Origin of the sequence: Saccharomonospora saliphila YIM 90502 (assembly GCF_000383795.1) — a bacterium.
GTDB classification, from domain to species: domain Bacteria; phylum Actinomycetota; class Actinomycetes; order Mycobacteriales; family Pseudonocardiaceae; genus Saccharomonospora; species Saccharomonospora saliphila.
In genome coordinates, this window is sequence record NZ_KB912640.1 from 204,953 (window position 1) to 217,360 (window position 12,408).

At 69.6% G+C, this 12,408-nt stretch carries 11 protein-coding genes and 1 tRNA gene; 3 read left to right on the forward strand and 9 right to left on the reverse strand.

Features of this window, described 5'->3' with window-relative positions; all coding sequences use genetic code 11:
* Positions 1 to 131: 131 nt before the first annotated feature.
* On the reverse strand, positions 132 to 1,061 hold the full coding sequence (gene ligD / locus SACSA_RS0106080) for a non-homologous end-joining DNA ligase (protein ID WP_028661598.1): 930 nt from the start codon (positions 1,059 to 1,061) through the stop codon (positions 132 to 134).
* 93 nt (positions 1,062 to 1,154) lie between these two features.
* On the opposite strand from ligD, the gene SACSA_RS0106085 reads away from it, so the two are divergent.
* Both SACSA_RS0106085 and SACSA_RS0106090 read left to right on the forward strand, forming a co-directional pair.
* Positions 1,155 to 1,784, forward strand: a complete 630-nt coding sequence (locus SACSA_RS0106085) for a maleylpyruvate isomerase family mycothiol-dependent enzyme (RefSeq protein ID WP_019814275.1) — start codon at positions 1,155 to 1,157, stop codon at positions 1,782 to 1,784.
* 45 nt (positions 1,785 to 1,829) lie between these two features.
* Positions 1,830 to 2,228 (forward strand): VOC family protein, encoded by a 399-nt coding sequence (locus SACSA_RS0106090; RefSeq protein ID WP_028661599.1) that lies wholly within the window; start codon positions 1,830 to 1,832, stop codon positions 2,226 to 2,228.
* A 332-nt stretch (positions 2,229 to 2,560) separates the two neighbouring features.
* On the opposite strand, the gene SACSA_RS0106095 is transcribed toward SACSA_RS0106090, so the two are convergent.
* The 4 genes from SACSA_RS0106095 to SACSA_RS0106110 form a co-directional block, all read right to left on the reverse strand.
* A complete protein-coding gene (locus SACSA_RS0106095; protein WP_083940169.1) occupies positions 2,561 to 3,670 on the reverse strand; it encodes an HNH endonuclease in 1,110 nt (369 codons plus the stop codon).
* Between the two features lie 1,053 nt (positions 3,671 to 4,723).
* Positions 4,724 to 4,800: transfer RNA gene (locus SACSA_RS0106100), tRNA-Leu, on the reverse strand.
* Between the two features lie 56 nt (positions 4,801 to 4,856).
* Positions 4,857 to 6,179, reverse strand: a complete 1,323-nt coding sequence (locus tag SACSA_RS0106105; protein WP_019814277.1) for an NAD(P)/FAD-dependent oxidoreductase — start codon at positions 6,177 to 6,179, stop codon at positions 4,857 to 4,859.
* Positions 6,180 to 6,322: 143 nt separating this feature from the next.
* A complete protein-coding gene (locus tag SACSA_RS0106110) occupies positions 6,323 to 7,054 on the reverse strand; it encodes a uracil-DNA glycosylase (RefSeq protein ID WP_019814278.1) in 732 nt (243 codons plus the stop codon).
* Positions 7,055 to 7,086: 32 nt separating this feature from the next.
* Here SACSA_RS0106110 and SACSA_RS0106115 point away from each other — a divergent pair, with 32 nt between their 5' ends.
* A complete protein-coding gene (locus SACSA_RS0106115) occupies positions 7,087 to 8,583 on the forward strand; it encodes a S10 family peptidase (RefSeq protein WP_019814279.1) in 1,497 nt (498 codons plus the stop codon).
* Between the two features lie 226 nt (positions 8,584 to 8,809).
* Here the strand turns inward: SACSA_RS0106115 and SACSA_RS0106120 are convergent, their stop codons facing one another.
* The 4 genes from SACSA_RS0106120 to SACSA_RS21785 form a co-directional block, all read right to left on the reverse strand.
* Positions 8,810 to 9,763, reverse strand: coding sequence for a Ppx/GppA phosphatase family protein (locus SACSA_RS0106120; protein WP_019814280.1), 954 nt, complete (start codon positions 9,761 to 9,763; stop codon positions 8,810 to 8,812).
* A 9-nt stretch (positions 9,764 to 9,772) separates the two neighbouring features.
* Positions 9,773 to 11,374 (reverse strand): lytic transglycosylase domain-containing protein, encoded by a 1,602-nt coding sequence (locus tag SACSA_RS24150; protein WP_232212849.1) that lies wholly within the window; start codon positions 11,372 to 11,374, stop codon positions 9,773 to 9,775.
* Between the two features lie 102 nt (positions 11,375 to 11,476).
* On the reverse strand, positions 11,477 to 12,007 hold the full coding sequence (locus tag SACSA_RS0106130; protein WP_019814282.1) for a DUF501 domain-containing protein: 531 nt from the start codon (positions 12,005 to 12,007) through the stop codon (positions 11,477 to 11,479).
* Positions 12,008 to 12,408, reverse strand: a 401-nt coding sequence (locus tag SACSA_RS21785; protein WP_019814283.1) for an FtsB family cell division protein, incomplete at its 5' end; no start/stop codon positions are given.

Below are 12,408 nucleotides of genomic sequence, written 5' to 3' on the forward strand. Positions count from 1 at the left end.
CCCCCGCGCCGGGGGCGCGGCCCGGCTCGTGTGGCCGTCGCCGACCTGGCGGCCGTCAGTGCGGCGGCCGCCGGCGCGGGCGCCGATGGTGTGCTCGTCGGGCACGGTGCCCCCTCGTACGGGTGACGTGGTCAGCGGTCGAGGCCGGTGCGATCGGCCCACTCCAACAGGGTGTCCAGCGAATGCGCGACCTCGTCGATCCCCGCGTGCAGATCACCCATTTCGGTGAATCGCTGTGGGACGGTGGCAATCGTGCAGTCCCTCGGGTCGACCTCGTCGACCTCGTCCCAGCGGATCGGTGTCGAGACCCGCGCCTCCGGCGAGCCGCGCACGGAATAGGCACTGGCGATGGTGTGGTCGCGTGCGTTCTGGTTGTAGTCGACGAAGACCTTGTCCGGGTCGCGGTCCCGGCGCCACCACGCCGTGGTGACCGCGTCCGGGGCCCTGCGTTCGACCTCGGCGGCGAAGGCGTGCGCCGCTCTGCGCACGTCGGCGAAGTCCCAGCGCGGCTCGATCCGGACGTAGACGTGCAGGCCGTCACCGCCCGAGGTCTTCGGCCACCCGGTGATACCCAGCTCGGCAAGGACCTCGTGCGCGACGCGGGCGGCCCGGCGTACCGTGTCGAACCCGCAGCGCGGCATGGGGTCGAGGTCGATCCGCCACTCGTCCGGGTGCTCGGTGTCGGCCCGGCGGGAGTTCCAGGGATGGAACTCGACGGTGGACATCTGCACCGCCCACACCACCTGAGCGGCCTCGGTGACGCAGAGCTCGTCGGCGGTGCGGTCGTAGCGGGGGAAGTGCACCCGGACGGTCTCCACCCACGGCGGCGCGCCGCGCGGCAGCCGCTTCTGGTGCACCTTCTCACCGGTCACCCCCGACGGGAACCGGTGCATCATGCACGGCCGTTCGTACAACGCACGGACGATGCCGTCGGCCACCGAGCGGTAATAGCGGGCCAGGTCCAGCTTGGTCTCGCCACGTGCGGGGAAGTACACGCGATCAGGGTGGGTGATCCGCACACTACGGCCACCGACCTCGAGATCGACCGCGTCGCCGCCCATCACCACACGGTAGCGGCTGACAACCACCTCGGCCGGTCGGACGACACGCCGCCATGGAAGGAAAAATGTCGGTGGGACGTGTCAGGATGCCGTATGGCTTTCGCACGTACACGCCGCTTCGCCCACGACGAGAGGCGGGAGTTCGCGCACTACCTGGCCACGCTGGAACCGGAGCAGTGGGACGCGGCGACGTTGTGCGAGGACTGGCGGGTCCGCGAGGTCGTGGCGCACGTGGTCAGCTACGACGAGCTCGGCCTGCGCGGGCTCGCACGCCGCTTTCGCACGGCCCGGGCGACGGGGACGGAGAGAAACGCCGTGGGCGTGGCCGAATACGTCGGCCGCACCCCGGACGAGCTGACCTCGTTGCTGGAACGGTACGCCGTCCCCCGCGGCCTACCCGCCTTCGCGGGCGGCATGGTCGCGCTGGTGGACGGGCTGATCCACCACCAGGACATCCGGCGCGCGCTGGGCACACCCCGGCACATCCCCGCCGACCGGCTTCGCCACACCCTGCGGCTCGCGTTGCTGGCTCCCCCGATCGGCGCCTACCGGCGCGCGCGTGGCTTGCGCCTGGTCGCCACGGACCTCGGCTGGTCGGCCGGGCGCGGACGGGTCGTCGAAGGCCCGGGTGAGGCACTGCTGATGGCGCTGGCGGGCCGCCGCGGCGTCGTCACCGAGTTGTCCGGACCGGGCCGCTCCCTGCTCGCGTCCCGCATCGGGTGAGACGGGCGGGGAGGCCGGACGAAACGGAGAACGCGGGTGCACGGCATGCGCCTCGACCTCGCCACGGTCGTCGTGGAGGACTACGACGAGGCCATCGACTTCTTCGTCGGCGCCCTCGGGTTCGATTTGGTGGAGGACGCGCCGTCACTGACCAACGACGGCAGGCCGAAGCGATGGGTCGTGGTCCGGCCACCTGGCGGCGGTACCGGTCTCCTGCTGGCCCGTGCCGATGGTGCGGACCAGACCGCCGTGGTCGGGAACCAGGTGGCGGGCAGAGTCGGGTTCTTTCTCCGGGTGGACGACGCCGATGCCACGCACGCGCGCATGACGGCGGCGGGCGTGCGATTCGTCGCACCCCCGAGAACGGAGCCGTACGGACGCGTCGCGGTGTTCGTCGACATCGCGGGCAACCGTTGGGACCTGCTCGGCCCTGTTCCCGTGTGAAGACGGCCCGCGTGGCGACGGTGCCCCCGACGGGACTCGAACCCGCACTGCGTCTATTTCGGGGCGACGGTCACCGAGGTCTGCTGTTCGCTGCCATCACCTGGCACTACCTGCGCCCTTAGCGCAAACTGATGTTTTCTAGCCCTCGACTGCCCGGCATTGAGGTCAATGCCGGGCAGCCCCGGAGTTGAGACGGAGGCGCCTTGACCTTTTTCGGGTGGCAGACACCCAGCGCCGATTTTCTAATCCCTACTGATCGTTCTAATCAACGCGCTCGGTGGTCTTCGTCTTTTGCGGGTCCTGGTTGGGGACGCTTCAGACGCGGTGCGCTGCTATCTCTGCCAGCGTTCTCGATGGCTGCGCACGTAGTCCGGATCTATGGCGTGGCGTTCGTCAGTCCGTAAGAAGCCCACGGCGTGGCCATGGCGGATGATGGTCAGCTCGTCGTCAAGGACGATCGCTCCGTTGTCGAACATGATGTGGCAGTTGGGGCACAGGCACAGCACGTTGCTGGTGACGTCGGGACCATTGTAGGGGGCGCCCACGGCGTGGATGTGCGCACCTTCGCTGTAGTAGGCGCCTCCTGGAAGCTCGATGCGGAGGGCGCAAATCTGACACCGGTGTGCGTGCCATTCCTTGACCAGACGCACGACGCCGCTGCTCCGGACGACCCGTTGCACGGTAGTGGCGGCTCTTCCCGGGGTGTCTGGTCGTAGGCCGGGGTCTGTTTCACCTGACCCCGCGTCAGCGGACGACACCGCTTCCATGACCGCGGTCCATGTGTCGCCGGTGAGGCGGTGCGGTAAGCCCGCCCACGGTTGCTGAATCAGGCTTGTGCTGCTGACACGAGGATCCTTGATGAGCTCGTTTCGGGGAATCACAGGATCAACCCACTCGTCTACGGCCAGCGGGACGTAGTCGGCGGGAGGAGGCTTCTCGAGCCAGTATCCGTTATTGGTCAGACCCTCGGACCGCAGTTTCCCCGTGATCCGGCCGTACGCCATGACGCCGCCACCGTTACCACTTCTCCAGAGGATGAAACGGTCACCGGGGGCGATTTCGCCTTTGAACCGCGTGACTTTCCATGACTCGAGGCTTTTGCCGTCCCGGCGGAGCTGGTCGATGTCGAACAGCTTCGGGTTGCACACAAGGCCCCACGTCGCGGCTTCGGCGGCGATGCCCTCGACCAGGAAGTCGAGCTCGGTCAGCCATTTGACGGCGGCACCGAGTCCACCGCTGAACTCGTCCGGGCGTAACGCACGGCCTTGCGTCCACTGGTGTGCGACCCCGGCGACCGCCTTGGAATCGTAGCGACGGCCGTCCTTAACGAGCACGTACGACCTCGCCTCGCCGAACCCGTACTTCGTCAAGAATTCCGCGCGACCGAGCTCGTCATACTCAGCAATCGCCCTCAACACTGCGGCCCGAGTGATGTCTCCCATGATCACTCCACGAGACTAGCTGCTACTGGGACTAAGATCGATCCCGCTCCTGCTCGGGCATGCGCGCCCGCGACGGCGCTCAACGTCTACGGCAACCGGACCTCGACGAGGGTGCTGACAAGCTCATTGCTTGGTAATGTGAGGCGCTCGCGAGAGCAAAGCGCCAGCGGCATACTCTGTCTGTCTGATGTGTTGCCCGGATGTCGGTCGCCCCAGACCGTGGTCCGCACACCTCACACGACCAAGGGGCCGCCTACCTGCGTAGCGACCCCTCCAGCGATCGTGAGGACGGAACTTGCACTCTGCGACCCCTTCGTCTTGTTCGCTGAGCTGGCGACCAGCATCGACAACCTCTCGACCACCACACGATCATCAGACAGTCCCTGTCGCCGAAGTGCGTGCGTCGCTGACGTAGCGGTTACAACTTTTCGCTGTCCGGTTTTCCTCGACTGCGGCCGAGGCTGCAGACGCTCGTGATCTTTTGGCCGTGCGCGGTAAGGTGTTTCGGCGCTGACGCGCAGCCTTGGGCCTGCGGACCGTTGCGGACGTTTCCATTTCGGCGGCCTGCGTGATCCCTTCAACAGGGAGGCACGTGGCAGTGCGAATTCTCCGGGGTGGCCTCGCACATGGTCCGCAGCGATAATCCTGGACGAAGCAGAGCTCACCGGCCGGAAGGCCGCCAATCAGCTCGGCCATGCGAAGCCGTCGATGCCGCAAGAAGCCAAGAAATACCCGTTCTTGACACCATTCATAAGAGAGTCAACTGCCGATCTAGCGGGACGACTCAAAACAAGAAGTCTAAGAATAGCACGAGATCGTTTAGATGTGATCAGCTCGACCTAATCCACCGCAGCGGGGAGCTCGTCTCGGCATAGTGGGGTGCGCCATCCCACGGAACCACCCACGGACCGCCACGCACGCACCCTTGTCCCGTCCATCCAAAGGAGGAGGTCGGCCCGCCGTGGCTACGGCCGGCCGGTTCGGCGTTTGTGGGGCGTAAGTGGGGCATTCGATCTTGACGCCCCACTCTTCAACGTCGTTGACCTGCGATGATGGTGCCCCCGACGGGACTCGAACCCGCACTGCGTCGATTTTAAGTCGACCGCCTCTGCCGATTGGGCTACGGGGGCACCAGTAGCTTAAGCCCCGCCGAGCGGCACGCGGCGCTGGCCCGGCGACCGGCGGGTCAGGACTTCGACGCGCGGTCGAACTCCTCCTTGGGGTTGTTGATCTGGCCGAGGGAGACGACCTCGCGCCGGAACAGGCCGCCCTGCATCCAGTCCAGCATGATCCGCACCTTGCGGTTGAACGTCGGCATCGCCTTGACGTGGTAGGCGCGGTGGAACAGCCACGCCGGGAAGCCCTTGATCTTCAGCTTCATCGCATCGGCCACGCCCTTGTGCAGGCCGAGGCTGGCCACCGAGCCGAGGTTCTTGTGGTAGTAGTCGGTCGGCTTGCCGCCACGGATGACCTTGACGATGTTGTCCGCGAGGTGCCGCGCCTGCCGCACGGCGTGCTGGGCGTTCGGCGGGCAGGTGGCGGTCGGGTCCTCCTCCGTGCGGGACAGATCCGGGATCGCGGCCACGTCGCCTGCGCTCCACACGTCCGGGTGCCCGGTGACCTGGAGCGCGGCGGTGCCCTGGAGCCTGCCGCGCTTGTCGGTGGGCAGGTCCGAGGCCGCCACCACCGGGTTCGCCTTCACCCCGGCCGTCCAGATGATGGTGTCGCTGTCGAACTCCGTGCCGTCGGAGAGGACGACGTGCCCGTTCTCGAACGACTTCGCCGCCGTGGACAGGTACACCTCGATGCCGCGCTTCTCCAGCTGCTCGGCCGTCCACACACCGAGGGTCTCGCGCACCTCGGGCAGGATGCGTCCGGCGGCCTCCACCAGCACCCAGCGGATGTCGTCCGGGTCGATGTTGTCGTAGTACCGCGTGGCGTCGCGGGTCATGTCCTCCAGCTCGGCCAGCGCCTCGATGCCCGCGAAACCGCCCCCGACCACGGTGAAAGTCAGCAGGCGTCTACGCAGCTCGGGGTCGAGCGTGCTGGCGGCCTCGTCCAGCTTGGTCAGGACGTGGTTGCGGATGTAGATGGCCTCACCGATGGTCTTGAAGGCAATGCCCTCCTCGGCGAGCCCGGGGATCGGCAGCAGCCGGGCGACCGAGCCGAGCGCCACCACGAGCACGTCGTAGTTGAGCTGCTCGACGTGGCCGTCGGGAGCCTCGACGGTGACCGTCTTGTTCCCGTGCTCGATGCCGGTCACGCGCGCGGTGAGCACATGGCAGCGTTGCAGCGCCCTGCGCAGCGGCACGACCACGTGCCGTGGCTCGATGGAGCCAGCCGCCGCCTCCGGGAGGAACGGCTGGTAGGTCATGTGCGGCTGCGGGTCGACGACGGTCACGGATGCCTCGTTGGCCCTGAGCTTCTTCTGCAGGCCCAGCGCCGTGTACAGGCCGACGTATCCGCCACCGAGGATCAGGATCCGCGTCGGTTCCGACTTGACTGCCATGACTCCATGGTTTCACCGAAGAGGCGGTGACGGCAGAGACCCCTCCCCGGCTGTGACCAGCGTCGCCGTATCACCCAAACGATTCAGTCAGGGCGGTGTTTCCCGTCACCGCGGGGCCACGACGGGGCACAACGCCCGAGGCCTCACCGCAGTCCGGCCAGTGACGCCGCCTCGGACAGCACCGCGCGCAGCATCGCGGGGGTCAGCCTGCCGGTGAAGGTGTTCTGCTGCGAGACGTGGTAGCAGCCGAGCAAGTGCAGCGGCGTCGGCCCGTCGAGCGTGATCCGGACGTCATGGCCGAACTTCGGCCTCGGCCTGGGGATCGTCCACCCCGCCTCGGCGAGTACCGGCAGCAGCGCCTGCCAACCGAACGCGCCCAGCACGACCACCACACGCAACGTCGGCGTGAGCAGGCGCAGCTCGTCGGCCAGCCAGTGGCGGCAGGTGTCGCGCTCGGCGGGGGTCGGCTTGTTGGCGGGCGGCGCGCAGTGCACGGGCGCGGTGATGCGCGTGCCCCGCAACGTGAGCCCGTCGTCGCGATGGACCGAGGTCGGCTGCGAGGCCAGGCCGACGTCGTGGAGGGCCTGGAAGAGCACATCGCCGGAGCGGTCACCGGTGAACATGCGCCCCGTGCGGTTGCCTCCGTGGGCGGCGGGCGCGAGGCCGACCAAGGCCAGCGACGCGTCGGCCGGGCCGAAGCCGGGCACGGGGCGGCCCCAGTAGGTCTGCTCGGCGAAGGCCGCCCGCTTGGTCTCGGCGACGTGCTCGCGCCACTGGACCAGGCGCGGGCACGCTCGGCACCGGCTGACGGCGGCGTCGAGCCGCGCCAGCGCCTCGGCGCCCGCCTCCGGCGCCTCGTCCCCGAACGTGTTCATGGACCCATTGTGCGCACGACTAGGTTGGGGCCATGCCGGAGACCAACACCGACGACGCCCCGAGCCCCGACACCACCGAGCGGACCACCACGGGCGACGAGACCCCCACCGACGACCTCGTCACCACCAGCCACACCCTGACGACGCCGGACGGCACACTCGACTACACCGCCGCGGCCGGACGGATCGTGCTGCGCAAGGAGGTGCTCACCGACGGCACCTTCTCCGGTCACAAGCCCAAGGCCGAGGTCTTCGTCACCGCCTACACACTCGACGGCGCCGACCCGGCGACGCGGCCGGTGACGTTCGCGTTCAACGGCGGGCCCGGCTCGTCCAGCATCTGGCTGCACATGGGTGTGCTCGGACCGCGCCGGGCCGTCTCGGGCGACGTGGACGCGCCCGAGCCGCCCCCGTACCGGCTGGCCGACAACCCGGAGACGCTGCTGCGGCACAGTGACCTCGTCTTCATCGACCCGGTCTCGACCGGCTACTCGCGCGCCGTTGAAGGCGAGAAGCCGAAGGACTACCACGGGTTCACCCCGGACGTGGAGTCGGTCGGGGAGATCATCCGGCTGTGGACCTCGCGCAACGGCCGCTGGCTGTCGCCGAAGTTCGTGGCGGGCGAGTCGTACGGCACCCTGCGTGCCGCCGCGCTGGCCGCACACCTCCAGGACCGCCACGGGCTCTACCTCAACGGCCTGCTGCTGATCTCGTCGGTGCTCGACATGGGCACCATCCGGTTCACCGAGGGCAACGACCTGCCGTACTCGTTGTTCGTGCCGACCTACGCCGCCATCGCGCACTACCACGGCAAGCACGGGGACCGGCCACTCGACGAGGTGCTCGCCGAGGCCGAGGACTTCGCCGCTCGGGACCTGCCGTGGGCGCTGCGGCAGGGCGCGCGGCTCGGCGCCGACGAGCGCGCCGAGGTGGTCTCCCGGCTCGCCCGGCTCACCGGGCTGTCCGAGTCCTACGTCGACCGCGTGAACCTGCGCATCGAGCACGTCCGGTTCTTCACCGAGCTGCTCCGCGACCGGGGACTGGTGACAGGCCGGATGGACGGCCGCTTCACCACCTGGGAGCCCGACGGCGGCCGGGAACACATGAGCGACGACGCATCGATCTCGCGGATCATCGGGGCCTATTCCGCGACGTTCAACCACTACGTTCGCGACGAGCTCGGCTACGCCAACGACCTGCCGTACGAAGTGCTCTCGCTCGACGTCAACCGGGGCTGGTCGTACTCGGATTTCGAGGGGCGCGCCGTCTCCGCTGTCGAAAACCTCGGCGCGGCGATGCGGGCGAACCCGCACCTGCGGCTGCACGTGGCGCTGGGTCACTACGACGGCGCCACGCCGTACTACGCCGCCGAGCACGTCCTCGCCCAGCTCCGCATCCCGGACGAGCTGCGAGCCAACGTGGAGACCGCGTACTACCCGGCCGGTCACATGATGTACGTCCACGAGCGGTCCCGCCTCCAGCAGTCCGCCGACCTGGCGAGGTTCGTCACCGCCAGCGCGAACCGCTGACCCGCGAGTTGCCCGTACACGCTCGCGAGTTGCCCCTGGGTGCCGCGCGAGTTGCCCCTGGGTGCCGCGCGAGTTGCCCCTGGTGAACCGCGAGTTGCCCCGGGTGGTCGCTCGGCTGGACGACGGCCTCCTCGCCTTCCGCGGGGAAGGCGGTCGTCCTGGGGCAACTCGGAGGCACCCAGGGGCAACTCGGCGTCTTGGGCGGGCAACTCGCGGGTGCGGGTGGTCAGGCCAGGGAGAGGGCGATGCCGTCCAGGATGTCGTGTTCGCTGACCAGCAGGTCGGCCGGGCCGCCGCGGTGGGCGATCTGGTCGGCGAGCACGCGCACGATCAGCGCGCCACCGCCGATCACGTCCACCCGGCCCGGGTGAATCACCGGGTTCGCCGCGCGTTCGTCGTGGTCGGCGGCGAGCAGCCGCGCGGCCGTGCCATCGAGATCCGCACGGGTGAGCCGGGAAAGATGGGTGCGCCCGGGGTCGTACTCGGGCAGTTCCTGAGCCACCGCGGACAACGTGGTCACCGTGCCCGCGACGCCGATCCACGTCCGGGCGGTGGACACGCCGACCTCCTCGAACGCGGGCGCCAGCGTCTCTGCCACGAGCTTCTCCGCCTCGGCGATCTCACCCTCGGTCGGCGGGTCGGTGCGCAGGGTGCGCTCCGTGAGGCGCACGCAGCCGATGTCCACCGAACGAGCCGCGCGCACGTCGGCCTCGCGCCCGTCCCAGGTACCCAGGACGAGTTCGGTGGAGCCGCCGCCGACGTCGACGACGAGGAACGGCCCGTCGTCGGGGTCCTGCTCGCCGACCGCGCCCGCGAAGGACAGCCGCGCCTCCTCGTCGCCGCTGATGACCTCCGCTTCGACGCCGAGAATGTCGCGGGTCATCGCGAAGAACTCGTCCCGGTTGTCCGCGTCGCGAGTAGCGGAGGTCGCCACCATGCGCAGCGACTCCACACCTTTGCGGCGCGCGGCGACGGCGTAGGCCTTGAGTACTTCGCGCGTGCGCTCGAGCGCCTCGGGGGCCAGTCGACCGGTCGCGTCCACCCCCTGACCGAGCCGCACGATACGCATTTCCCGATGCAGGTCGCGCAGGTCGACAGTGCCGTCGTGGCGATGTGTCAGCTCGGCGACCAGCAGGCGGATCGAGTTGGTTCCACAGTCGATGGCGGCTACCCGTGGCATGCCGCCACCCTAGCCCGTCGTACTCGTCGGGGATTCCGTGGCCGACGACTCCGCGGTCGATTCCGGGGCGGTCGATCCCGCGCTGGTCGGCTCAGGGCCGGTCGAGGACTTCGTGGTGGTGCTCTTCCTGCTCGCCGTGCTCGTTTCTGAGGTGTGAGTGGTCGTCGCGTCGGTCGGCTCCTGTCCGGTGTCCTGGTCGTCGCACGACTCCGGGGTTTCCGACTCCGGGGACGTGGTGGACTCGGAGTCGTCCGTCTCGTCCTTGTCGTCGGCTTCGTCCTCCGGCTCGCAGGGCTCCGTCGGGTCGGTGCTGCCGTCCGGGTCGTCCTCGGGCGGGTCCTCCGGCTCACCGTCCGGATCGTCCTCCGGCGGATCGCTCGGCTCACCATCCGGATCGTCCTCCGGCGGATCGCTCGGCTCACCATCCGGATCGTCCTCCGGTGGATCGCTCGGCTCACCATCCGGGTCATCCTCCGGCGGATCGCTCGGCTCACCATCCGGGTCATCCTCGGGTGGATCGCTCGGCTCACCATCCGGGTCATCCTCCGGTGGATCGCTCGGCTCACCATCCGGGTCATCCTCCGGCGGATCGCTCGGCTCACCATCCGGGTCATCCTCCGGTGGATCGCTCGGCTCACCATCCGGATCGTCCTCGGACGGGGACTCCGGCCGCGTGGCCTCCGGCGGGTCCGACGGCGGGGAATCGGGCGACGGGGAGGGCGAGGGCAGCTGGGCCCCGGCGGCCGGATCGTCGGCCGACGGCCCGTCCACCGTGAGCGCCTCGGGCACGGCCCGGGGCACTTCGCTGTCCGGCACGCTCAGCACGCCGGAGCGGTAGGCCTCAGCCCACCGCACCACCGTCTCCACGTACGAGGTCGAGTTGTTGTACCGGTAGATCGCCGCCCGCAACTGCTCGGGGTCGGCGAGGTCGACCCCGCCCGAGCACAGGTACCGCCCCGCCGCCACCGTCGCGTCGTAGATGTTGTTCGGGTCCGCGACGCCGTCGTCGTTGCCGTCGGCGCCCCAGCGCGCCCAGGTGGAGGGGATGAACTGCATCGGCCCGACCGCCCGGTCCCAGGTGCGGTCGCCGTCGTGCTGCCCGCCGTCGGTGTCGGAGATCGAGGCCACGGGGCCCTCGCCGTTCAACACGGGTCCGAGGATGGGCTCACGCGTGGTGCCGTCGGCATCGACGTAGCCGCCGCGCGCGTGCCCGGACTCGATCCGGCCGATACTGGCCAGAAGCGCCCAGTCGATGTTGCAGCCCGGCGACTCGCCACCCACCCGGCGCGCGGCCCGCTTGTACGCGTCCAGCGCCGTGTCCGGAATCCCCAGCGGACCGACCTCGGGCATCTCGTAGATCCGCAGCTCGTCCGGGTCCGGCGGCTCCGGGAGACTGCCGTCGACCGAGACCCGGCTCAGCGCGGGCGGGTACCCGCCGACGAGCGGCATCGCGACCGTGTGGGGGGTCGCGGGCGGGTCCAGCCATCGCACGGCGGCACCGCTGACGACGACAACGGGCAGCACCGCCAGGGACCCGCCCAGCAGGGCGACCATGGTCCTGTGCCGGAGCCCGAACCGCCGGGCCGCGCCCGCCATCCCGCTCGCACGCACGCTCGCACCCTCCCGCCGGACTCGCTCCGGGCCAGCCTGCCTCAACCCTCTCGACGTTTCACCCCCGCGGGGACGATCGAAACGCCGATTGGTCCGGAAGAACTAACGCGACCCCGCGCAGTCACCGGAAGGCCACCCCTCGGCATTCACCAAGCGGAGGGTCTCATCACCGAAGGGGTTCACACCAGTGCCGCACGCGAGTGTGTGCGCCAGATGCACGTGCAGACACTTGACACGGTCGGGCATCCCGCCCGCGGTGACCTCGTGCCCGAGCGGTTCGATCACATCGCGCTGAGCCAGATACGACTCGTGAGCCCGCCGGTACGCGGCGGCCAGGTCTGGATCGGCGGCCAGCCGGTCGGTCATCTCCCGCATCACCCCGGAGGCCTCGAGCTTGCCGACCAGTGAGGCGAGCGTGGGGCAGGTCAGGTAGTACAGCGTCGGGAACGGTGTGCCGTCCTCGAGCCGCGGGTTGGTCTGCACCACAGCCGGATGGCCGCCGGGGCAGCGAGCGGCGATGGCCCGCAGTCCCCGCGCGGGCCTGCCGAGCTGCCGGGCGATCACGTCCGCGTCCGCCTCGGTGACCGGCTCGAACCGGCTCGGCGGGGTGGAGGTCGGGTCCAACTCAGCCACTCACTTCTCCGTCACTTCGCCCCAGAGACCCTCGTACCAGGGACCGGACGACTCGGCCCCCGCGTGCCCGTCGGAACCGGCGTCCCGGCCGTCGTCCTCGGGCAACTGCACGACGTAGGGCGTCTCCCCGGGCATCACGTACCCGAGCCTGCGCCGCGCCTCGGCCTCCACCTGCGCCGGGTCGCTCATGCGGTCGCGCTGCTGCTCCAAGCGGGCGACCTCCTCGCGCAGCTCCACCTGGCGCTGCTCCTGCTCGGCCAGGTCGGCGCGCTGGGACAGATAGGTGCGCAGCGGCACCGCGATGGTCAACGCCAGCGCGCACACGACGGTGGCCACCAGCGCGGCGCGGCGCGTGGTGGACAGTCCCAGCGCCTTGGCCGCGTCGGCGACCCGCCCCGCGC